Genomic DNA, 22,495 nt, shown 5'->3' on the forward strand with positions numbered 1-22,495 from the left:
GCCCCTGGGTAAGCCTCACTCGTCATAGGGCCTGGTTGCATTCTCTGTCATTCATCGTCTCGGAACAACAATATAATGAAAGCCAAGACCCGTTCGTTGGATCGTATCGATCTCAATATCTTGCGTTGCCTGCAGAACAACGCGCGCATTTCCTATGTCGATCTGGCATCTCAGGTCGGCTTGTCCACCACGCCTTGTCTGGAGCGCGTCAAGCGTCTGGAAAAGGCTGGGATCATTCGCGGTTACAAGGCGCTGCTCGACCCCAAGGCGCTCAAGGCCAACCTGCTGGTATTCGTCGAGATCAGCCTGGAGACGCAGTCGCCGGCGGTGTTCGATGAATTTCGCCGAGCCGTGGCCAAGCTACCGCAGATTCAGGAATGTCATCTGGTATCGGGACAGTTCGATTACATCCTCAAGTGCCGGATTCCGGAGATGTCGGCCTATCGTCAACTGCTCGGCGACGTCGTGCTGACATTACCCGGCGTCAAGGAATCCAAGAGCTACGTGGTAATGGAAGAGGTCAAGGAGGATGTCTCGTTGCATGTGCCTGACACCGAGCAGCTCGACACCTGATGGGCACATGTCGAGAGGCACTCTCCACTCGGGAGGCGATGGACGCAAATGAAGGAAATGGACGATACCGCACTGCTGCGCTATAGCCGCCAGATCATGCTTGAGCAGCTCGATGTCGACGGCCAGCAGTGCCTGCTGGATGGTCATGCGCTGATCATCGGTGCCGGTGGGCTGGGCTCGCCGGCGGCACTGTACCTGGCCGCTGCGGGGGTAGGACGATTGTCGATCGCCGATGACGATGTCGTCGAGCTTTCCAATCTGCAGCGCCAGATCGCGCATGGCGAGAACGACCTGGGACATGCCAAGGCGGAATCGGCGGCAGCGGCGGCGCGGCGCCTCAATACCGGCTGCGAGGTAGAGGTCATCGCCTCGCGTCTCGAGGGAGATGCACTCGCGCGTTCGGTAACGGCGGCGGAGGTCGTGCTTGACTGCACGGACCGCTTTTCCAGTCGCTATGCCATCAATCGTGCTTGCGTTGCGGCACAGACACCACTGGTCTCGGGCGCGGCGATTCGCTTCTCGGGGCAGTTGGCGGTCTTCGATACGCGTGATGCCAATTCGCCCTGCTACGCCTGCGTGTATGGCGAGGATGGCGACGACGATGCGCTACGCTGCGCCGAAAACGGGGTGGTTGCGCCATTGGTGGGCGTCATCGGTACGTTTCAGGCGCTCGAAGCACTCAAGTTGCTCGCCGGTGTTGGGAGAGCGCATCGCGGGCTGGCGACTTTCGACGCACTGAGCGGCGAATGGCGTCGATTCAAGGTCGGGCGCGATCCGGGTTGTCCCGTTTGCGGTTCCTCGGTATAGGTGCCGTCAGCTCTGACTTGAGTCTTGACAATGCGTATGTCGTCGGCGAATGGCAACGGGTGGGCATAAATGCGCAGGCAATGTGGAAACGCTGTTCGTTAATGCCCGCTGAGCTCTCGCTCATCCTATACTTCGGGTAACATTCATTACGTCTTAGTCACACATCGCTCACCGAGTAGACGCGATAGCCATGGTTCGATGCACCAAGCCACTGACAGGAGGTCGGCGGGGTGTCTCGATTGTCGCGCGTAAACAAGGAGGCGAGAAATGAATAAATCCATCATCATTGGCGGTGCAATTGCGATAATGGGCGTTGCGGGAGGCGTCGCGATCGGAGCTTATCAAGGCAGTGACAACGGTCCCAAGTACGCCGATATCGTCAATGTCGAACCTATCGTCGAAACACGGCAAGTGCCACGTGAGGTCTGCCGCGATGTGACCGTCACCAAGCGCCGGCCCGTTGAGGATGAGAACCAGTTGGTGGGATCGGCTATCGGCGGGCTGGTGGGAGGCGTGGTCGGCAACCAAATCGGGGGTGGTAGCGGCAAGACATTGGCGACCGTGGCCGGTGCACTTGGCGGTGGCTACGCCGGAAACAAGGTGCAGGAACGCTTGCAAAATGGTGACACCTACACGACCACGCAGCAGCGATGCGAGACCGTGACCGATACGCAAAAAGAAACCGTGGGCTTTAAGGTTCAGTACCGGACGAATGGCCAGGTGCATGAAGCCAAGCTTGACGAAAGGCCCGGCGGTGAGCGTGTCTTGATGCGCGATGGAAAGCCACGCTGGGGAGAAGTGTCAGCGTCATGAGGCGCCGATGCTAGTCGCGGTATGTAATGCGCCCGGCTTGATGCCAAGCCGGGCGCTGTCGTGCGTAGCGTGAGAAGCCGTTAGAACGTGTTTCTTCAGAGTTCGAAGGTGGGCAGCTTGCGCGCTACCTTGACCTTCTCGAGCTTGGCTACCTTGGGCAGACCGTTCTCGAACGGTGGGAAATCTTCGCCCTGGATCAACGGTGAAAGATAACGCCGGCCCGCCTCCGTAATGCCAAACCCGTCCTCGCGAATGTACTCGCGAGGCATGAACTTTTCCTTGTTGGCGACTTCCGCCAGCGGCGCCGCCTCGATTCGCCATTCGTAAGGCGTTTCGCTGACGCGCTTGATGGTCGGCATCATGGCGTTCTTGCCGTCCAAGGCTAGCTCGACGGCCTTTTGGCCCACGGCATAAGCTTGCTCGACATCGGTCTTGGAAGCCAAGTGGCGAGCTGCGCGCTGCAGGTAGTCGGCGACCGCCCAGTGATACTTGTAGCCCAGATCCTGCTTGACCATTCCCGCGAGCGTCGGCGCCACGCCGCCTAGCTGGCGATGGCCGAAGGCGTCGGTATTGCCGGCGTCGGCGAGGAAGGTACCATCTTCGTAGCGCGCACCCTCGGAGACGACGATGACGCAGTAGCCGTATTGCTTGACGGCCTCATCGACGCGTTGCATGACCTGCGCGCGCTGGAAGGGCAGCTCGGGGAAGATGACCAGATGGGGCGGCTCGCCTTCACCATTGCCTGCCAGCGCGCCGGCCGCAGCGATCCAGCCGGCATGGCGCCCCATGACCTCGAGCACGAAGACCTTGGTGGAAGTGGCGCACATCGAGGCGATGTCCAGTGAGGTTTCGAGGGTCGAGGTGGCGATGTATTTGGCGACGCTGCCGAAGCCCGGCGAGTTGTCGGTGATCGGCAGGTCGTTATCGACGGTCTTGGGCACGTGAATCGCGGTTAATGGGTAGCCCATCTTCTCGGAGAGCTGCGAGACCTTGAGGCAGGTGTCGGCGCTGTCGCCGCCGCCATTGTAGAAGAAGTAGCGGATGTCATGCGCCTTGAAGACTTCGATGAGACGCTCGTATTGCGTGCGGTGGGTCTCGATGTCCTTGAGTTTGTAGCGGCAGGAGCCGAACGCGCCGCCCGGCGTGTGGCGCAGCGCAGCGATGGCGTCGTCGCTTTCCTGGGAGACATCGATCAAATCCTCGGTCAAGGCACCGATGATGCCGTTATGGCCGGCGTAGACCTTGCCGATACGGTCCGAGTGACGACGGCAGGTTTCGATGACGCCGCAGGCGCTGGCGTTGATGACGGCGGTGACGCCACCGGATTGGGCGTAAAAGGCATTGTGCTGGGCCATGGGGCTTCTCGTGCTCCTGAGTCTGGGCGCATGAATGGGCGAATGATAGCGGACATCGGCCTGTGATGCCTATGCCAAGGCGTTCGGCTGGTGGGTCGCGCGGCGCCATGCTAGTCTCGCGGCATCATGGCAGGAGGCTTAGATGCACGTCCATATTTTAGGGGTTTGCGGTACGTTCATGGGCAGTCTGGCGCGCTTGGCCAATGCCCTTGGTCATCATGTCAGCGGCTCGGATGCCAATGTATATCCACCGATGAGCACGCAGCTCGAGGAAGCGGGGATCGCGCTCTGTGAAGGCTATGCTGCCGACAACTTGGTGCCGCGCCCCGATGTGGTGATCATCGGTAATGCCCTGTCGCGCGGTAACCCCGAGGTAGAGGCGGTGCTGGACGCCAAATTGCCCTATGTGTCGGGGCCGCAATGGCTGGCCGAGCACGTCTTGCCTGGGCGGCAAGTGGTGGCGGTGGCGGGCACCCATGGGAAGACCACGACTGCCAGTTTGTTGACGTGGATCATGGAAGCGACCGGACACGCGCCGGGCTTCTTGATCGGCGGCGTGCCCCGCAACCTGGGCGTGTCTTCACGGCTGGGGGAGGCGGGAGCGCCTTTCGTGGTCGAGGCGGATGAATACGATACGGCATTCTTCGACAAGCGCTCCAAGTTCGTCCACTACCGCCCGGATATCGCGGTGCTGGGCAATCTCGAGTTCGATCACGCGGATATTTTTCCCGACCTGGCGGCTATCGAGCGTCAGTTTCATCATCTGGTGCGCACCGTGCCCGGTAATGGACAGTTGGTCGTGGCGGCTGGGGAACCGGCGCTCGAGCGTGTGCTGGCGCAAGGCTGCTGGAGCCCCGTTGTGCGCTTCGGTGATACCGACAGAGCGCACTGGCAGTGGCGATTGGAGAGCGCCGACGGAAGGTGCTTCGAGGTACGCCACGGCGAGTGTGCCGCGCGTGTCGACTGGTCGCTGAGCGGGCGTCATAACGTTGCCAATGCGGTGGCGGCTCTGGCAGCGGCAGCGGCCTGCGGTGTAGGGCTGGAAGAGGGCGCAGCGGCGTTATCGCGTTTCGAGTCGCCCCGGCGGCGTCAGGAAGTGCGCGGTGAGATCGGCGGTATTCAGGTGATTGATGACTTCGCCCACCATCCCACGGCTATCGCCGCCACGCTCGAAGGCCTGGGGGCAGGAACGCACCCGGGGCGTTTGCTGGCGGTGATCGAGCCACGCTCCAATACCATGCGTCTAGGGGCCATGCGCGAACGTTTGCCGACAAGTGTCGCGGCGGCGGATCGCGTCTGGTGGTACCAGCCGCCGACGCTGTCATGGTCGTTGGACGTCTTGGCCGACGCCTGCCCCGTGCCCGCGGCGGTATGCGATGACATCGACACACTAGTAGCTGCGGTGATCGCCGATGCCATGCCGGGGGATCGTGTCGTGGTGATGTCGAACGGCGCTTTCGAGGGCATCCACGAGAAATTGCTTGCGGCTCTGGAGGTTCGGCATGGCGGATGAGGCGGCGTTCGAGAAACCCGTGACGGTGGCGTTGACGGGGGCTTCCGGCGCGCAATACGGATTGCGACTCATCGATTGCCTGGTGGCGGCTCGCCATCAGGTCCTGGTGTTGATCTCCAAGGCGGCGCAGATGGTGATCGCCACCGAGACCGATGTGAGCTTGCCGTCGAATCCCGAACGTCTGAGCGTGGCGTTGACAGAGCGAAGCGGCGCCGCACCGGGCCAGATTCGCTGCTTCGGCCGTGAGGACTGGATGGCCCCCGTGGCCTCGGGGTCCGGCGCGCCGAGCGCCATGGTGATCTGCCCCTGTTCGACCGGCACCCTGTCAGCGGTCGCCACGGGCGCGAGCAACAACCTGATCGAGCGTGCCGCAGACGTGGCACTCAAGGAGCGTCGCCAGCTCATTCTCGTGCCTCGCGAGACGCCGTTTTCGGCCATCCATCTCGAGCACATGCTGACGCTGACCCGCATGGGCGCGGTGATACTCCCCGCAGCACCGGGGTTCTATCACCGTCCGCAGACACTCGATGACATGATCGACTTCATCGTGGCGCGGATTCTCAATCAACTGGGCATCGCTCACACGCTGATGCCGCGCTGGGGGGAGTCGACATGATCAACCTGTCGGTACTGTCGGTGTTCGTGCCGACATTTTTCATGGTCTCGTTGACGCCGGGCATGTGCATGACGCTTTCCATGACGCTGGGCATGACGATAGGCGTGCGCCGTGCCATGTGGATGATGCTCGGCGAATTGGTGGGTGTCGGCCTGGTGGCGGTCTCGGCGGTGGTCGGCGTGGCGACGCTAATGCTGCGTTATCCCGAGATATTCGCGGCCTTCAAGTGGCTCGGAGGCGCTTACCTGATCTATCTCGGCGTGATGATGTGGCGCTCCAAGGGGCGCATGGCGATTCCCGACGCCAGCGATGCCACGCCCAGCGTGATGCCGCTGCAATTGGTGGTTCAGGGCTTCGTCACGGCGGTCGCCAACCCCAAGGGCTGGGCGTTCTTCATCGCACTGCTGCCGCCCTTCCTGGACGCTGGCCGGCCGATGGCACCGCAACTGGTCTTGCTGGTGGGAATCATTCTCACCCTGGAACTGACCTGCTTGTTGATCTATGCCGGTGGCGGCCGCACCGCCAGCCGCTTCCTGCGTCGCGACGGCAATGTGCGCTTGCTGAATCGGGTGGCGGGGAGCCTGATGATGGGCGTCGGCGTGTGGCTGGCGATCGGCTGAGTCGGGTGTCGATAAGCGGCACTTAGATATGGGGGAGCCATATGATGCGCGTGGTCAGTAGCGCCAGAGAGGCTACTGTAAGCCATCCCCACGGGCAGGGGGTCAGAGGCCTATGCTCGAAGCGTTGATAGCTGAGCCGTGTTATAGCGCATACGACCAATCCGAGTAGAGCACCGCCGATCAGGTCACTGGTCCAATGCACACCCAGAACAAGGCGTGATAAGGCCATCGGAAGACACGCCAGCGTTGCTCCCCAGTATACCCACATTCGCCGTTTCGCGGGCAGTGCCTCGGCGGTGAACGCCGCTGCGAGGCCAATTAGCACGATACTCGTCGAAGTGTGGGCGCTGGGGTAGGAAAATGAGCCCGTGAGATAGTCCGGTGTGTCGGGGCGAATGCGACCGGCAAGATGCTTGAAGATCAGGTTGGCAAATCCGCCCCCCACCAGTGCGCTACTGATATGCAGGAAGGCCGCGATACGCCGCGAAAATAACAGCCACGCCAGCCATGGCAGGGTTAGTGCGATGATGCCCAGCATATCGCCGATCAGCGCCATGATATTGCTGGCAGTCTGCAACCAGCTGTTTGTCAGAGAGGCCAGCAATGTCCGGATTTGTCGGTCCATCGGCAAGGAAGGATTGCCATGCTCGAGCACCCAGAGCGTCCACCCGCATAGGGCGACCAAGCTGCCGACGAGAAGGGCGAGAGAGGCCAGAGGGATTTCGTTGCGTGGGTGGGCGCCGCTCAAAGCGAGCCATAGGCGTCGGCGACGTGGCGTTTCACGGGACAATCGGGCCAGGCGCATGTAAACCCAGCCACCGCGCCCGAGTTGATGGCGCAACCAGGAAAATCCCACTCCCAGGATAATCAGCATGAGCCCTAGTGCGATGAGCCACCGTTCACCGCTCGAGGGCAGGGCGAGCAACTTGTCCCAGGAATGGCCGAGTAGATAGCCGGGCAGCAGGTAGACCGGGGCCCATAGCAGGGCAGAGGCGATATTGACGGCGGCAAAACGCCATGCCGGCATGTTCAGCATGCCAGCTACCATCGGGACGATGGGACGTACCGGCCCCACGAAACGGCCGATAAGGATGGAAAAGTCCCCATAGCGCTTGAAGAACATGATACCCCGCGCCAACCATTCGGGATGTCGCGTAAATGGCCATAGCCGATGCACGCGTTCGCGTTGACGATGACCCAGCCAGAAGCTCAGCCCATCGCCGATGACCGCGCCCACGAAAGCCGCTGCCAGCAATAAGGGCAGGGACAGGTGCTGGTGGCCGGCCAGTGATGCGGTGGCAGTGAGCAAGACAACGCCCGGCACCAAAAGGCCGATCACGGCGAGCGACTCGCAGAGTGCGACGAGCAAGACAATCAATAACAGCAATGTCGGGGATGGCGCGAGTTGGTAGAGCCACTCGGTCACGTTCAAGTATCCGGTTCCTGCAAGTTGAATCCGCGCCTGATTAGTCGTTGCTCGAAGCGTTCGGCGCCCTCGTCATCCGTCAGACGGCAGATGCGGATCTGGGCTTCGATAACGCCGATCTCGGGAAGCGGGGTTTCCCCGAGCGCATGCGTCAAGCGCTCGCGGACGATCAAGGCGCCAGCGTCCCCCGCGTCGGCAAGCAGCAGCCAAAAGACGCTATGGCGATACCGACCCAGGGCATCACCACGGCGAGAGTTGCGTTGTACCACCTGACAGAAGTTCGTCAAGAGCGTGTCTTGTGCCGTTTGGCCGAACTGCTCGTTGGCCATGTCGAGTTGGGGTAGATGAATGACCAGTGCACTGAGCGATTGGTTCAACGCGCGGGCGCGAGCGACCTCGGCGATAAGTCGTCCGCTGAGGGCATCGCGCGATAGTATGCCACTTTGCGTATCGAGCTGGTCGGTGTTCTTGAGCAGGCGGGCCTGTTGCATGTACCACCCTAGAGGCAGTATCGAGATGATGACTAGCGTGAAGTACTGCAGACCGCCGGCTGGCGTCGATAGCACAGGGTTGATCAGGAACAGCCACATGGGGGCGAGCAATACATTGAGGAGTAGCGCAGCACCAGGCGGTAATAGCAGCGTAGCGAGTATCGGAGGGACCCCCATCCAAAGCGCGCTGGACGCCTCGAGGTAAGGCGCTTCCACGGCAATCGCCAAGTAGCCGCTGATCAGCACCAGATAGGCCGGCCATCGACGGGTGTATGCGTTTTCCGCCATCAGGGCAGCGATAGAGGCCATGATCGTCAATATCGTGATCGGCAGGATGCGTGGGTAATGGCCCAACAGGTAGTGCCAGGCCGCAAGGCTGGCGAGCACGAGCGCCCCGCAGGCATAGGCCATGGCGTGCAGGCGTGACGACGCGAGACGCTCAGGCATGGTCGGTTGTCTCCTGTCGGAAATCCAGGCCGCTGGTTTGCATCGAGAGCTCATGGCCTAGTGTGACCGGGTCGAGATCGGGGGCAACGGGCGCGATGCGTATACGGCAGTGCCCCTGAAGCTCGGTCGAGACCGCGTCACGACGTGAGGCGGCGTGTTGCTCGTCCTTCGAAATCAGCAATACCGCGAAGGTCTGCGCATCTACGCGGTAACATCCCTCGAAGGCGTGGGTAAGCGCGGCCAGGCGGTCTTTAAGGTGTCGCCGAACGTTGCGACTACGTTGATGGGGGCGTATTACGAGCAGTTCAGCGTAGACGTTTTCACGTTGGTGCCGCGACGATTCGATGACCAAGTCCTGACGAAGGCGGTTGAGCGACCACAGCGGATCTCCCGGAGTGAGACGGTGGCGGCGTTCCAGCTCCTGGCGTAAGCGGTTGTGTTCGATGGCCTTGGCAAGCCCCAATGCCATGAGGGCAGCAAGCAGCGCGCCGCTCAAGGCGGCTTGTGCCACGCCAAGGGGGGCTTGAATGTGCCACCAGCTGAGTGCGGCGGCCAACAGGAGCGTATAGCGCATGGCCCGGGGTTGCGGTGCGAGCAGCATGATCGGCCATAGCCATACGCCGATGGCGTACTTCATGGGCGCATGCCAGAGCAGCGTCAGCAGGAGCAAGGCACACAAGGGGACCGCCAATGCCCAGACACGGCGTGACAAGTGATGCCATACAAGCGTCGTCAACACGATAATGGCGGCGATGAGAAGGCCTTGCGTGATCGGGTCGTCTTCTGTCCAGGCGATGATGGTCATCAGTCCCGCGCCCAGCAGGAAAAGCCCGGTGAGAGGTGTTTTGTATTTGCTCTGCATGGTGCCGTATAGTGATTCCTTTCCCAACGGTGCCGGCAGTATAGCCGTTGCACCTCTGACGTCATGCTTCGGAAAGCACCGATTATCATATGCTTCCCGGCGGATACCCAGGAGAAAATTGCTCGCATGGCCCTTGAAATTTCCGAGTCCGAGATCGCCGACGTCGATGCTTACATGCATGGGGTGGGCGAACGAGCGCGTAGTGCGTCACGCGTACTGGCCCGAGCCACTACCGCGCAAAAGAACCGTGCGCTACTCGCCATTGCGACGGCTCTGGACGAGGCGCGCGATGAATTGGAAACCGCCAATCGCCGTGATCTGGAGGCGGGCCGCAACAACGGGCTTGACGAGGCGCTGCTGGACCGCTTGGCGCTGACCTCGACGCGTATCGACGCGATGATCGAAGGCTTGCGTCAAGTGGCCGCCTTACCTGATCCGGTCGGGGAAATTCGTGATATGCGCTATCTGCCTTCGGGGTTGCAAGTGGGCAAGATGCGCGTCGCGCTGGGCGTGGTGGGCATCGTCTACGAATCGCGCCCCAACGTGACCGTGGATGCCGCGAGTCTGTGCTTGAAATCAGGTAATGCCACGATCCTGCGCGGCGGCTCCGAGGCAATTCACTCCAACCGGGCCATTGCCGCCTGTATTCGGCAGGGGCTCAGGATAGCAGAGCTCGACGAGGCCTGCGTGCAAGTCGTGGCGACGACCGACCGTGCAGCGGTCGGCGCATTGATCGCCATGCCGGAGTTCGTCGATGTCATCGTGCCGCGTGGTGGAAAGGGCCTGATCGAGCGCATTTCGCGAGACGCGCGCGTGCCGGTGATCAAACATCTCGATGGCATTTGCCATGTGTATGTTGACCAGGCCGCCGATCCGGCCAAGGCCGTAGCCATTGCCGACAACGCCAAGACCCAGCGCTACTCGCCCTGCAATGCCATGGAAACGCTACTGGTGCATGCCGAAGCAGCGCCCCGAGTCCTGCCCGAGTTGGCCGACATTTATCGCCGCAAGGGTGTCGAGATGCGTGGATGCGAACGGACGCGGGCGTGGGTGGCGGACACCGTCGCCGTGACCGAGGACGATTGGCATAGCGAATATCTGGCGCCGATCGTGGCGATTCGTGTGGTCGATACGTTGGAAGAGGCGATCATGCACATCAATACCTATGGCTCGCACCATACCGATGCCATCGTCACCGAGAACCTGACCGACGCGCGGCGCTTTCTGGCCGAGGTCGACTCCAGCTCGGTCATGGTCAATGCCTCGACGCGTTTCGCCGACGGCTTCGAATTCGGGCTAGGGGCTGAGATCGGCATCTCCACCGATAAGCTGCACGCGCGCGGGCCCGTCGGCCTGGAAGGCCTCACCAGCGAGAAGTACATCGTATATGGCGATGGCCATGTGCGTAGCTGAGCGCCCGCCGCGTGTCGCGATGCTGGGCGGTACCTTCGATCCTGTGCACGTGGGGCATCTGCGTAGTGCCATCGAGCTGCGCGAAGCCTTGTCACTCGATAGCGTTCACATGGTCCCGGCGCGAGTGCCGCCGCATCGCGCTACGCCTGGCGTCGATGCCGAGCAGCGCATGACCATGCTGGCGCTGGGCATCGCCGACACTCCGGGCCTTTACGTGGATGACCGCGAGATTCGCCGCGAGGGGCCTTCCTATTCCACCGCGACCCTGGCGTCCTTGCGAGAAGAACTGGGCACGCAGGCGCGCCTGGTCATGGCGCTGGGGTACGACGCCTATCGGCACTTGGCCGAGTGGCATGAGCCGTCGCGGCTTTTCGAGCTCGCGCACGTCGTCGTCATCGATCGTCCTGATCACCAACAGCGGCTTCCGGCGGCACTCGAGGCGCTGGTCGAAGGTCGTGAAGTAAAAAACGTCGATACGTTGATGCAATCGCCTGCGGGGGGCTTGCTGCATCTGAGCCTGCCCACGCGCATCGCGATTTCGGCCACGGCGATTCGTGCGCGCTTGCAACGCGGTGAAAGCGTACGTTACCTGCTGCCCGATGCAGTGGAGCGCTATCTTCTGGCGCGTCGTCTTTATCGATGATGTCGTCATCAATCAATGCATAGGGCCGGCGAGTGGTGAGGCCACCCATAGGCCTTTTTAACCTTGCCTCTGGTGGTTTGGTGTCAGCGCGGTAGAATGCGGGCCTTGCCCGAAGGGGTATGACATATGAACGAGGAGCTATGCAGACTGAAGCACTCAAAACGCTGGTAATGGAAACGCTCGAGGAACTCAAGGCGCATGATGTTGCCGAACTCGACGTCGCCTCGTTGACTAGCGTTACCGACACCATGATTGTCGCGAGCGGTACATCGAGCCGACATATCGGCGCTTTGGCCGAGAGCGTGGTGGAGAAAGTCAAGGAAGCGGGATGCCGCCCTTTGGGTATCGAAGGGCACCAGGGGAGCGATTGGGTCCTGGTTGATTTGGGCGATCTCGTGGTCCACGTCATGCTGCCCGAGACCCGTCAGCTATACGATCTTGAGCGCTTGTGGTCGGACCTGCCCAGCGACGGGGTATCCGTGGAGGGCGCGCTTGGCGAGGTGCGTGGATGAAGCTTCGCGTTCTCGCCGTGGGGACTCGCATGCCCGACTGGGTCACGCAGGGCGTCGATGAATATCTAAAGCGATTGCCGCGTGATTTCAGTGTGGACATCGTCGAGATTGCGCCCGGCAAGCGGGGCAAGAACGCCGATGTGGCGCGTGCGATCCAGGGCGAAGGCGATGCCATGCTGGCGAAGCTGCGCGATCAGGAGCGTGTCATCGCATTGGATGTCGAGGGTCGAAGTTGGAGTACCGAACGATTGGCCGCCAACGCCGAGCAATGGCGTCAAGATGGGCGCGATATAGCATGCCTGGTGGGCGGGCCCGACGGGCTCGACCCGCGGCTGATGGCGCGCGCCGAGCAACGCTGGTCGCTCTCGGCATTGACGTTGCCGCATCCGCTGGTGCGCATACTGCTGGCCGAACAGCTCTATCGCGCCTGGACCTTGTTGGCCGGCCATCCCTACCACCGATGAGCGCAGAGATTCGCTCCCTTCTCCGCCGCCACTTGCCACCTTCCCGCCTGTTATCGGGGATTCATGCGTAAACGACGCGATCCAATCAAGGATACCGCCCGAGAAGTCCGTTTATTCCGGGCTCGCTCGCTAATGGCGGCCCTGTTCGTATTGCTGATGGCCGGTGGTCTGGGGGCTCGTCTTTTTTATCTTCAGGTCGTCCAGCATGATGTCTTCGCCACGCGTTCAGAGAACAACCGCGTGCGTGTCGAGCCGTTACCCCCGACACGGGGGCTTATCTATGACCGCCAGGGGAAGCCGTTAGCTCAGAATCGCCCGACCTTCAACCTGACCATCGTGCGTGAGCGGGTCGGGGATATCGACGCTACACTCGAGCGATTGGTGGATATCCTGGAGTTGGACGAAACGCAGGTCGAGACGTTTCGCAAGCGCTCGCGTCAGCGCCAGAGACCTTATCAGCCGGCCCTGCTGATGAGCGATCTGAGCGAACGCCAGATTGCACGATTGGCTGTCAACCGGTATCGGCTCCCGGGGATCGAGGTCGAGGCGCAATGGCTGCGTCACTACCCCAATCCCAAGATCATGTCGCACGTGCTGGGTTATGTGGGGCGGATCAACGAGGAAGAACTTGCTTCGCTCGATAGCGGTAACTATGCCGGCACGCACTATATCGGCAAGACCGGTATCGAGAAAGAATACGAACAAGCGCTGCATGGGCAGGCCGGCCTGCGCAAGGTGGAAACCAACGCCCGTGGCCGCGTGCTGCGTGAGCTCGCGCGTACGCCACCAGAGCCAGGCAAGGACGTGACGCTGACCATCGATACGCGCTTGCAAAAACTGGCTTACAAACTGCTGGGGGATCACCGTGGCTCCATCGTCGCTATCCAGCCCCAAACTGGCGATATTCTAGCGATGGTGTCCGCACCGGGCTTCGATTCCAATAAGTTCGTGACCGGTATTTCATATGAAGATTACCGTGCGCTGCGGCAAAACCCCGACTTACCCTTGTTCAATCGTGCCGCACGTGGCCAGTATCCGATCGGCTCCACCATCAAGCCCTTCGAAGCCTTGGCGGCGCTACAAAACGAGGTTGTAACGCCGCAGGAAATTATCTACGACCCTGGGTATTACAAATTGCCTAATGGGACACGCCGTTATCGCAATTGGTTGCGTTGGGGACATGGGCGTGTCGACATGGAGCGGGCTCTGGCCGTTTCCAATAACACCTATTTCTATACTATGGCGCACCGCCTTGGGATCGATGCGTTCTCCGATTTCATGCATAAATTTGGTTTTGGAGAAGTGACTTCCCTGGACGTACAAGGTGCCTTACCAGGTGTGGTGCCGTCGCGTGAGTGGAAACGCAAGAAATACGGCCAGGTCTGGTATCCCGGCGAGACGCTGTCGGCGGGTATCGGACAAGGCTACTGGATGGTCACGCCTTTGCAACTTGCCACTGCCGTGGCGACGCTTGCCAACCGCGGACATTGGGTGCGTCCCCATCTGGCCAAGCGCGTTGGCAAGAAGGAAATCGAACCTCCTTTTGCCAATACCAAGCCCGATATAGAGCTTGCCAAGGATCGTTGGTGGGATATCGTCTTCAGTGGCATGCGCAAAGTGGTCAGTGGGCAAGAAGGGACCGCTCGTCATATCGGCGTGGGCTTGAAATATAAAATGGCGGGCAAATCGGGTACGGCACAAGTCTTCTCGTTGGACAAAAACGAGGAATACAACGCCGATGAACTCCGGGAACGCTTACGTGACCACGCCCTGTTTATAGCGTTTGCACCGATTGACGATCCGCAGATCGCCATCGCCGTCATCGTCGAGAACGCGGGGGGCGGAAGCTCACACGCCGCTGGACTGGCACGTGCTCTGGCAGATGAGTGGATATTGTCTGATGATGAGAATACCCATCAAGGCGAGAAACTGATCGAGGAGGGCGTCGAAGTTGAAGGGACTTGAATGGCGCCGCATCATGACTAGATCGTCCTATGACATGGGGCGTAAACGCTCTATATGGACGCGTCTTCATCTCGACCCCTGGTTGTTGCTGCTGCTGTTAACGCTGATGGGGGCGGGGTTGGTCGTGCTCTATAGTGCGAGTGGGATGAATGCATCGGTGGTGATAGGGCAAGTGGCTCGCTTTGGTGTCGCCTTGGCCTCAATGTTTGTCATTGCTCAGTTTTCGCCGAGCACGTTATGCCGTTGGACCCCCCTCGGTTATATCACGGGAGTAGCTATGCTCGTGGCGGTTGAGGTGATGGGTGACATGGGAATGGGGGCGCAGCGTTGGCTGGAAATCCCTGGAGTCATCCGTTTTCAGCCATCCGAGTTGATGAAGCTGGCGGTTCCCATGATGGTGGCGGCGTATCTCTATAAACGTGTGTTACCCCCCAATGCTCGCGATCTGTTGGTGTGTGGCCTGATTATCGGTGTGCCGGTGCTGTTGATCATGCGTCAACCTGACCTGGGGACATCACTGCTGGTGGCGTGCTCTGCGGTGTTCGTCATCTTTCTAGCGGGGTTGTCTTGGCGAGTGATCGGATTGCTTGCCGTGCTGGTGGCGTCGGCGTTACCGCTATTGTGGTTCAACATGCATGAATACCAACGCCAACGCGTATTGACCTTCCTCAATCCTGAAAGCGATCCGTTGGGGGCAGGCTGGAATATCATCCAGTCGAAAACCGCCATCGGCAGCGGGGGTGTCTTCGGCAAAGGCTGGGGGTTGGGGACGCAATCTCAGCTGGAGTTTCTTCCCGAGCGCCACACAGACTTCATTGGCGCTGTGCTGGGGGAAGAGTGGGGGCTGATCGGCATGCTGACATTCCTGGCTCTCTACGTTCTCATCGTCGGGCGTGGGCTCTTCTTGTCCAATACCGCTCAGGATACGTTCGGGCGCCTGGTTGGTGGCAGCATCGTGCTGACGTTTTTCCTTTATGTGTTTGTCAATATCGGCATGGTCAGCGGTATTCTGCCCATCGTCGGGGTGCCGTTACCGTTGGTCAGTTTCGGCGGTACATCCAGCGTGACCTTACTACTTGGTTTCGGTATCCTCATGTCCGTTCACACCCATTGGCGGTTGTTGCCGCGCTAGGAATGGCGCGATGAGAAAAGAGTTGACGACGGCTCAGGGCCAAGGAGTCAGAGCTTGATGAAGTGGAGTGGTACACGTTTGCATTGGCAAAAGCTTGGCTTGGCGCTATTGCTATGCGGGGTGAGCCTGCCCCCGGTGGCATACGCTGCCGAGGATTTCGATCCCACTTCGCATGCGGATATCCAGCGGTGGGTCGATGACGTATCGGGCCCCGATGTTTCCCGCGATGCGGTGATGCAGGCATTGCGTCACGCCCAGTTTAGCCAGGAGGTGTTGGATGCCATGCAGGGAGCGGTCGAGCGCCGCTTGAACTGGCATGAGTATCGCGACATCTTCGTGCAACCAGAGCGTGCCCGTGAAGGCGTTGCGTTCATTCGCGAGCACCGTGATGCCTTCGCGCGTGCCGAACGCGAATACGGCGTGCCGCCCGCTTATATTGCCGCGATCATCGGTGTCGAGACGAACTATGGGCAGTATAAAGGTGATCATCGCGTCCTCGATTCACTTGCCACGCTGGCCTTTTACCACCCTTCACGAGGCGAATTTTTCCGTGGTGAACTGGCGGCGTTTCTCGACATTACGTTGGATCAAGGCATTTCCCCGGAAGCACCCAAGGGCTCCTATGCCGGCGCCATGGGCTACCCACAGTTTATCCCGACGAGTTACCAGGCTTATGCGGTCGATTTCAATGCGGATGGGAAGCGCGATCTGTGGACCGACCCCGTCGACGCGATCGGCAGCGTGGGTAATTACTTCGCCGAGCATGGGTGGCGCCGGGGCGCACCGGTGGTGACGCCTGCCGATGGCCCTGAGACGCCACCGCACTCGATTGACTTCAACCGCACGCGTGAGCCTTACGTAAAAGTGGCGCGTTTGGCCGATGTCGGTGTGCATCCACGTGGTAAGCTCGAGAGGTCGAATGTCATTCCTTTATCCTTGGCACTCGAGTCGGGCGAGTATCGCTACGCGTTGGGACACGAGAACTTCTATGTCATCACGCGTTATAACCACAGCTATCTGTATGCGATGGCCGTCACCGAGCTTGCGTCGCGTATTCAGGCATCTCTCGACGAGGTGGACTGATGAGAGTCGGTGGGGTGTTGGTGTGTGCCTTGATGCTGTTGATGGCAGGATGTGCGAGTGATCGTGGTGGCCGCTATGCGCAGCAAAACGATGCGTATCCGGACGCGCCACCGGATGTGTCTCAGGTGCCGGATGCGGTTCCCAAGGTCGAGCCGCTGGCCGAGAGCGGTAATCGCGCCACCTATGAAGTATGGGGTGAAACCTATCATGTCTTGTCCGACGCCAGTGGCTATGAGGCGGAAGGCAAGGCCTCTTGGTATGGCACCAAGTTCCAGGGTTATGACACCGCCAGTGGCGAGCCCTACGATATGTACAAGATGTCGGCGGCCCACCGAACACTGCCGCTGCCGACCTATGCACGCGTGACCAATCTCGATAACGGACGTGACGTCATCGTGCGAATCAATGATCGAGGCCCGTTTCATGGTGATCGATTGATTGATCTCTCCTATGCGGCGGCGGCGCGCCTCAAGATTCTCAAGGCGGGTACGGGGCATGTGCGCGTTGAAGCTATTGACCCCAGGCAGTGGGCCGAGCAGCATAAGCGCACTATGTCCTCGACCGCGAAAGGTGATATGGTCGCGTCCTCCGGCGTCCCTGCTCAAGACACAATACAAAACGCAGATAATAAAGCCTCGTTTGCCGGAGCGCCCGGGCAAGATCCTGTCACCGAACGCCAAGGGGGCATGCAGCAGTATGTTCAGGTCGCGGCACTGAGTTCTGCGGCCCGAGCCAAGGCGCTGGAAATGCGCTTGCAAGCACAAGTATCGCGTCCCGTACGCATACGGAGGAAGGCGTCACTGTATCGCGTCCAGGTAGGTCCTGTGCGTGATACTTCGCAACTCGATTCCATCAAAGCGGAATTGCAAGCGGCGGGATTTGACCAGCCGTTTGTGGTTTCCGCTACCGAGTAACCCCGCTTAGCGAGAAACGTTGTCATGAGAGTGTTCGCCCGATCATTATTGTTATATGTCGTCTTGCTGGTCACGCTATGCGTTGGCGGCCTCCTTCCCACGGTGCAGGCCAAGTCCCTACCGCAGCCATCGCCGGTCCCGTCTTCGATGGTGCCTTCGCCACCCCAATTGTCGGCAACCGCTTGGGTGTTGATGGATGCCAATAGCGGCAAGATACTCGTCGAGCATAATGCCGATAAAGAATTGCCGCCTGCCAGTCTTACCAAGATGATGACGGCCTATATCGTCGAACGTGAAATCGATGCCGGCAATATCAGTGGCGACGAAAAAGCGACGATCAGCGAGCATGCTTGGCGTACGGGTGGCTCGCGGATGTTTCTCAAGCCGGGCAGCAAGGTGACGATTAATGACCTGCTGCACGGCGTAGTGATTCAGTCGGGTAACGATGCCAGTGTCGCGTTGGCTGAACATATCGCGGGTAGCGAGGGAGCCTTTGCTGACCTGATGAATCAGCAAGCCGCGCGTATGAATCTCAAGCATACGCACTTCATGAACCCTACTGGTTTGCCACACGACGATCATTACTCGTCGGCACATGACCTGGCGGTCATCGCGCAGCACATCATCAAGGATTATCCCGACCACTATGAAATGTATTCGGAAAAGTACTTTACGTGGAACGATATCCGTCAACCCAACCGCAACCGTCTATTATGGCGTGATCCAAACGTCGATGGCTTGAAAACGGGGCATACTGAGGCTGCCGGCTATTGTCTGGTGGCGTCAGCAAAAGAAGATGGCACGCGTTTGATTGCGGTGGTCATGGGTACCGACTCCGACGAGGCACGGGCTCAAGAAACCCAGAAGCTGCTCAGTTATGGCTTTCGCTTCTTCGAGACTCAGAAGCTCTATAAAAGTGGCGCAGTACTCAACAAGCCGCGTGTCTGGGGCGGCGAACAGGATACGCTCCGCTTGGGTGTGGCCAGTGATGTCTTTATAACGGTGCCGCGTGGTCGTATCGATGAGCTGAATGCTCAGTTGGATATCCGTAAAACCATCAACGCGCCGGTCGAGCAAGGAGAGCAGCTCGGCACATTGAAGATCAAGCTCGACGGAGAAGTGCTCGATGAACGGCCCCTGGTCGCATTGGAACCAGTCCCTGAAGGGGGTTTTTTCAAGCGGCTTTGGGATAGCGTGCTGCAATTCGTGTATGGATTCTTCGACTGACCAGGGATGGGGGCTCGCCAGGGGTGAAGCGGTTCGGCGGCTTCGCCCTTGGTCGCGAAGTCAAGGTTGAGTAGAATACTCGGAAATATCATGCCGTGCCCATGCGAGGCCGTTCTCCATGCAACAGACTTCACCAATCGAGCAGGGTGCGTCGCAACGAGCACCCAAGATCGAATTTCCCTGTCAGTATCCCATCAAGATCGTCGGTGACGCGGCTCCGGATTTCAAGGCTAGCGTGGTCGATATCGTCGAGCAGCATTCGCCAGGCTTCGACCGTCGCAGTGTGCGCATGGTCGATAGTCGCAATGGCCGCTTTCAATCCGTGCGTGTGGTCATTCATGCCACCGGGCAAGATCAGCTCAATGCACTGTTCCATTCGCTGAAAGCGACGGGCCGTGTGCATATGGTGCTGTAGGTGGCGATGAGCGAGGACCGCTCGGCGGTGCAGCTGCATCGTCTTGGGCGTCGCGCCTATGAGCCGGTGTGGCGGGCCATGCGCAAGCTCACCGACGAGCGTGATGCCGCAACGCCCGATCAATTCTGGCTGGTGGAGCACGAGCCGGTATTCACGCAGGGGCAGGCCGGCAAGCCCGAGCACCTGCTCATGCCGGGTGATATTCCTGTCGTCGCCACCGATCGTGGCGGGCAGGTGACGTATCATGGACCGGGCCAGGTCGTGCTTTATCCGTTGATCGATGTACGTCGTGCCAAGCTGGGCGTGCGTGAGTTGGTGTCGGCGCTCGAGGACACGACGATCGCGTTGCTGGCCGAGTATGACGTGGAGGCGTATGCGCGCCCTGACGCGCCGGGTGTCTATGTCGGCGAGGCCAAGATCGCCTCGCTAGGCTTGCGTATTCGGCGCGGCGCCAGCTTTCACGGCATTGCGCTCAACGTCGATGGCGACTTGTCCCCCTTCCAGCGCATCAATCCCTGTGGCTATGCCGGCATGAGCATGACGCGGCTTGCCGATTTGATCGACGCCTGTCCGGAGAGCGATACGGTCGCCGTCGAGCTGGCCGAGCGTCTGGCGCGAACGCTGGAACGAACGCTCGTGCCGGTTGCCCCCGAGAACGCCTGAACGCGCCGCCGTTGAGCGCTCTTCAAAATCGCCCAGCGTTGTCTCAATGAAAACGGCCCACCGTGTACGTAGTCCACGGTGGGCCGTTTGTCTTGGATAGCGAGGATAGCGTCGCGACTAGCCGACGTTGACGGCCGCGATGCGGTCGGGGTCGGGCGATTGACCGGGCACCTCAGCCGGGGCGGCCAGCCCCAGGTTGTTCTTCTCGAACACCCGGTCGGCGCGATAGCTGGAGCGCACCAACGGCCCCGACGGCACTTCCATGAACCCTTTTGCCAGGCCCTGCTGGCGATAGTGTTCGAATTCGTCGGGCGTCACCCAGCGTTCCACCGGCAGGTGGTTACGGGTCGGTTGCAGGTACTGACCCAGGGTCACGATGTCGACGCCGATGGCACGAAGGTCATCGAAAGTCTCGAGGATCTCTTCTTCGGTTTCACCGAGTCCCAGCATGATGCTGGTCTTGGTGATCACCTCGGGGCGGTAACGCTTGGCATGCGCCAGTACGTCGAGGGTCTTGCGATAACCGGCACGCGGGTCGCGCACGCGCCCGGTCAGGCGCTCCACGGTCTCGACGTTCTGGGCAAACACTTCCAGGCCGGAATCGACGACTCGCTCGACGGCACTGGGGATGCCGTCGAAGTCCGGTGTCAAGGCTTCCACCGCTACCTGGGGGGTGCGTGCCTTGATCGCACGAATGCAGTCGGCGTAGTGGCTAGCGCCCGCGTCGGGCAGGTCGTCGCGATCCACCGAGGTCAGTACCACATAACGCAGCCCCATCAGTTCCACCGACTCGGCGGTGTTCGCCGGTTCCTCGGGGTCTAGCCAGCCACGCGGGTTGCCGGTGTCGACGGCGCAGAAGCGGCAGGCCCGGGTACATACCGAGCCCATCAGCATGATGGTGGCAGTGCCGTTGCTCCAGCATTCACCCATGTTCGGACAGTGGGACTCGGCACAGACGGTGCTGAGCCGGTGCTCCTTCACGTTGCGCTTGACCGCCTCGAAGCGTTCGCCGCCGGGCATCTGGACGCGTAGCCATGAAGGCTTACGGCCGCCGACGCCATCTGCGGATTGCTCGCGTGACTTCATGCCATCTTTGATGGCGGCGATGCCCTGGTCGTTGCGGTATTTCTTGCCGCTGGTGACGCGTTGGGTAGGAGTGTCGCTCATAGCGTGAGCCTCTCTGCAAGCCGGCCGACGGCGTCGAGGCGACGCTACCACAGAACGAGGGGAAGGGCGTCGGTCGACGTTTCCGGGGGCCTGGCACGTCTGATTATGCGTGAATAGATATATCCAACATACCACAAAAGGCGTAGTGCTGGACAGGCTGTCAAAGGCGCGTCAGTGTCAAGGACGGTACCTGGCCGCATGCGATACCACGCCCGGCCGATGCCGGGCGTGTCGTATTGCGCAGGGGTGAGTCAGCGATGGGGATGTCACGCCTCGGGCATGGCACTCAACACCAGCTTGCCCGTGGTGTGGCCGGTTTCGAGGCGGCGGTGGGCTTCCCCGAGATTTGCCGGAGTCAATGGGCCGACGATATCGCTGAGTGTGCTGCGCAGATGACCGGCATTGAAGTGCTCGGCCAAGGTGGCCAGGATGCTGCCCTGGTGGGCGATATCAGCGCCGTGCAACGGCCGCGCGAACATGAATTCCCAACTAAAGGTCACCGCCTTGCCTTGCAGGGCGTTGAGGTCGACGCTCTTCTGGGTCTCGGCGATGGCCACGATATGGCCCAGGGGACGAATGAGCGTGGTCATGTTCTCCCAGTGGTCGCCGATATCGTGGCAATTGAAGATGTAATCGACCTGCTCGTGACCGGCCTTCTGCATGTTCGCCACCAGATCGTGGTGATCGACGACCTCATGTGCGCCCATGCGCCGGCACCATTCGATGGACATATCGCGGGACGCCGTGGCGATGACCTTGATGCCAGTGAGCTGGCGGGCCATTTGCGTCGCGATCGAGCCGACACCACCAGCACCGTTGATGATCAGCAGGGTCTGGTCGCGGTGGGTATCGTCGCCTTGGGTGAGCTTGAGCTTGTCGAACAAAGCTTCCCAGGCGGTGAGTGCCGTCAACGGCATGGCGGCCGCTTCCTCGGCGCTTAATTTGCTCGGTGCCTTGGCGGTCAGGCGCGCATCGACGAGTTGATATTCGGCGTTGCAGCCGGGGCGCTCGACCTCGCCGGCATAGTACACGCGATCTCCCGGGGCGAAATGCTCGACGCTGGCGCCGACACGCTCCACCCGGCCCACGGCATCCCAGCCGAGGACGTTGTGCTGGTCGCTGGGCAGGAAGGCACCCTGGCGAATCTTGGTATCCACCGGATTGACCGATACCGCGTCGACGCGCACGAGGAGGTCCCATTCGCCGGGAGTGGGCATCTCGCGTTCGTGGAGCTCGAAAGCGTCTTGGGGCGCTGCCTGGGGCTGCCCGGTGGTGGCGACTACTTGCATGACTGACTCCCTATAAAAAGCGAAACGTAATGACGCTGCCCACTAGATGAGGGCCGTCAAGGTGGGAGTCAAGTCAAGCGTGGCT

The 22,495-nt window shown here is 60.5% G+C and carries 23 protein-coding genes; 17 read left to right on the forward strand and 6 right to left on the reverse strand.

The features are described from left to right. Window positions 1–75: 75 nt before the first annotated feature. The 3 genes from RVY79_RS12760 (at window position 76) to RVY79_RS12770 (ending at window position 2,193) form a co-directional block, all read left to right on the forward strand. On the forward strand, window positions 76–573 hold the full coding sequence (locus RVY79_RS12760; RefSeq protein ID WP_317464610.1) for an Lrp/AsnC ligand binding domain-containing protein: 498 nt from the start codon (window positions 76–78) through the stop codon (window positions 571–573). A 48-nt stretch (window positions 574–621) separates the two neighbouring features. Next, window positions 622–1,380: a HesA/MoeB/ThiF family protein gene (locus RVY79_RS12765; protein WP_411161729.1), complete on the forward strand. Its 759-nt coding sequence runs from the start codon at window positions 622–624 to the stop codon at window positions 1,378–1,380. Window positions 1,381–1,647: 267 nt separating this feature from the next. Beyond that, window positions 1,648–2,193, forward strand: coding sequence for a glycine zipper 2TM domain-containing protein (locus RVY79_RS12770; RefSeq protein WP_317464611.1), 546 nt, complete (start codon window positions 1,648–1,650; stop codon window positions 2,191–2,193). A gap of 95 nt (window positions 2,194–2,288) precedes the next feature. On the opposite strand, the gene RVY79_RS12775 is transcribed toward RVY79_RS12770, so the two are convergent. After that, window positions 2,289–3,548, reverse strand: coding sequence for a 6-phosphofructokinase (locus RVY79_RS12775; protein WP_317464613.1), 1,260 nt, complete (start codon window positions 3,546–3,548; stop codon window positions 2,289–2,291). A 142-nt stretch (window positions 3,549–3,690) separates the two neighbouring features. On the opposite strand from RVY79_RS12775, the gene mpl reads away from it, so the two are divergent. From mpl to RVY79_RS12790, 3 genes are read left to right on the forward strand one after another with little or no spacing between them, the layout of a single operon-like run. Continuing rightward, window positions 3,691–5,061, forward strand: coding sequence for a UDP-N-acetylmuramate:L-alanyl-gamma-D-glutamyl-meso-diaminopimelate ligase (mpl, locus tag RVY79_RS12780; RefSeq protein ID WP_317464615.1), 1,371 nt, complete (start codon window positions 3,691–3,693; stop codon window positions 5,059–5,061). Further along, window positions 5,051–5,677, forward strand: coding sequence for a flavin prenyltransferase UbiX (locus RVY79_RS12785; RefSeq protein ID WP_317464616.1), 627 nt, complete (start codon window positions 5,051–5,053; stop codon window positions 5,675–5,677). Before mpl ends, RVY79_RS12785 begins: the two co-directional genes overlap by 11 nt. Continuing rightward, the gene (locus tag RVY79_RS12790) at window positions 5,674–6,297 is read left to right on the forward strand and encodes a LysE family translocator (protein WP_317464618.1); all 624 of its coding nucleotides are present in this window, start codon (window positions 5,674–5,676) and stop codon (window positions 6,295–6,297) included. Before RVY79_RS12785 ends, RVY79_RS12790 begins: the two co-directional genes overlap by 4 nt. Window positions 6,298–6,319: 22 nt before the next feature. Here the strand turns inward: RVY79_RS12790 and RVY79_RS12795 are convergent, their stop codons facing one another. Genes RVY79_RS12795 through RVY79_RS12805 form a run of 3 tightly spaced genes read right to left on the reverse strand, consistent with a single transcriptional unit; the run spans window position 6,320 to window position 9,523 of the window. After that, window positions 6,320–7,723 (reverse strand): bifunctional DedA family/phosphatase PAP2 family protein, encoded by a 1,404-nt coding sequence (locus tag RVY79_RS12795; RefSeq protein WP_317464781.1) that lies wholly within the window; start codon window positions 7,721–7,723, stop codon window positions 6,320–6,322. A gap of 2 nt (window positions 7,724–7,725) precedes the next feature. After that, window positions 7,726–8,661, reverse strand: a complete 936-nt coding sequence (locus RVY79_RS12800; protein WP_317464619.1) for a GGDEF domain-containing protein — start codon at window positions 8,659–8,661, stop codon at window positions 7,726–7,728. Continuing rightward, window positions 8,654–9,523, reverse strand: coding sequence for a hypothetical protein (locus tag RVY79_RS12805; protein ID WP_317464621.1), 870 nt, complete (start codon window positions 9,521–9,523; stop codon window positions 8,654–8,656). The genes RVY79_RS12800 and RVY79_RS12805 overlap by 8 nt, the downstream gene beginning before the upstream one ends. A 126-nt stretch (window positions 9,524–9,649) precedes the next feature. Between RVY79_RS12805 and RVY79_RS12810 the strand changes: the two genes are divergently transcribed. The 11 genes from RVY79_RS12810 (at window position 9,650) to lipB (ending at window position 19,954) form a co-directional block, all read left to right on the forward strand. Further along, on the forward strand, window positions 9,650–10,936 hold the full coding sequence (locus RVY79_RS12810; RefSeq protein WP_317464622.1) for a glutamate-5-semialdehyde dehydrogenase: 1,287 nt from the start codon (window positions 9,650–9,652) through the stop codon (window positions 10,934–10,936). Next, window positions 10,923–11,579 carry a nicotinate-nucleotide adenylyltransferase gene (gene nadD / locus RVY79_RS12815; protein ID WP_317464623.1) on the forward strand — a complete coding sequence of 219 codons (657 nt, stop codon included), beginning with the start codon at window positions 10,923–10,925 and terminating at the stop codon, window positions 11,577–11,579. The genes RVY79_RS12810 and nadD overlap by 14 nt, the downstream gene beginning before the upstream one ends. 140 nt (window positions 11,580–11,719) lie before the next feature. Continuing rightward, complete coding sequence (gene rsfS / locus RVY79_RS12820; protein ID WP_317464624.1) at window positions 11,720–12,091, forward strand: ribosome silencing factor; 372 nt, start codon at window positions 11,720–11,722, stop codon at window positions 12,089–12,091. Then, window positions 12,088–12,555 carry a 23S rRNA (pseudouridine(1915)-N(3))-methyltransferase RlmH gene (gene rlmH / locus RVY79_RS12825; RefSeq protein ID WP_317464625.1) on the forward strand — a complete coding sequence of 156 codons (468 nt, stop codon included), beginning with the start codon at window positions 12,088–12,090 and terminating at the stop codon, window positions 12,553–12,555. Before rsfS ends, rlmH begins: the two co-directional genes overlap by 4 nt. Before the next feature lie 63 nt (window positions 12,556–12,618). Next, on the forward strand, window positions 12,619–14,520 hold the full coding sequence (gene mrdA / locus RVY79_RS12830) for a penicillin-binding protein 2 (protein ID WP_317464626.1): 1,902 nt from the start codon (window positions 12,619–12,621) through the stop codon (window positions 14,518–14,520). A gap of 13 nt (window positions 14,521–14,533) precedes the next feature. Beyond that, the gene (gene rodA, locus RVY79_RS12835; protein WP_317464627.1) at window positions 14,534–15,652 is read left to right on the forward strand and encodes a rod shape-determining protein RodA; all 1,119 of its coding nucleotides are present in this window, start codon (window positions 14,534–14,536) and stop codon (window positions 15,650–15,652) included. Window positions 15,653–15,709: 57 nt separating this feature from the next. Then, window positions 15,710–16,735, forward strand: coding sequence for a lytic murein transglycosylase B (mltB, locus tag RVY79_RS12840; protein ID WP_317464782.1), 1,026 nt, complete (start codon window positions 15,710–15,712; stop codon window positions 16,733–16,735). Next, window positions 16,735–17,649, forward strand: coding sequence for a septal ring lytic transglycosylase RlpA family protein (locus tag RVY79_RS12845; RefSeq protein ID WP_317464628.1), 915 nt, complete (start codon window positions 16,735–16,737; stop codon window positions 17,647–17,649). The genes mltB and RVY79_RS12845 overlap by 1 nt, the downstream gene beginning before the upstream one ends. A gap of 24 nt (window positions 17,650–17,673) precedes the next feature. After that, entirely contained in the window at window positions 17,674–18,876 is a 1,203-nt protein-coding gene (locus tag RVY79_RS12850; protein ID WP_317464630.1) for a D-alanyl-D-alanine carboxypeptidase family protein, read from the forward strand. A gap of 118 nt (window positions 18,877–18,994) precedes the next feature. After that, the gene (locus RVY79_RS12855; protein ID WP_317464632.1) at window positions 18,995–19,291 is read left to right on the forward strand and encodes a DUF493 domain-containing protein; all 297 of its coding nucleotides are present in this window, start codon (window positions 18,995–18,997) and stop codon (window positions 19,289–19,291) included. A gap of 6 nt (window positions 19,292–19,297) precedes the next feature. Further along, the gene (gene lipB, locus RVY79_RS12860) at window positions 19,298–19,954 is read left to right on the forward strand and encodes a lipoyl(octanoyl) transferase LipB (protein WP_317464633.1); all 657 of its coding nucleotides are present in this window, start codon (window positions 19,298–19,300) and stop codon (window positions 19,952–19,954) included. A 117-nt stretch (window positions 19,955–20,071) separates the two neighbouring features. On the opposite strand, the gene lipA is transcribed toward lipB, so the two are convergent. After that, complete coding sequence (gene lipA / locus RVY79_RS12865; RefSeq protein ID WP_317464635.1) at window positions 20,072–21,121, reverse strand: lipoyl synthase; 1,050 nt, start codon at window positions 21,119–21,121, stop codon at window positions 20,072–20,074. Between the two features lie 266 nt (window positions 21,122–21,387). After that, window positions 21,388–22,410 carry a zinc-binding alcohol dehydrogenase family protein gene (locus RVY79_RS12870; RefSeq protein ID WP_317464637.1) on the reverse strand — a complete coding sequence of 341 codons (1,023 nt, stop codon included), beginning with the start codon at window positions 22,408–22,410 and terminating at the stop codon, window positions 21,388–21,390. Window positions 22,411–22,495 lie beyond the last annotated feature (85 nt).

It is taken from the genome of Chromohalobacter sp. HP20-39 (assembly GCF_033052815.1).
GTDB lineage: Bacteria > Pseudomonadota > Gammaproteobacteria > Pseudomonadales > Halomonadaceae > Chromohalobacter.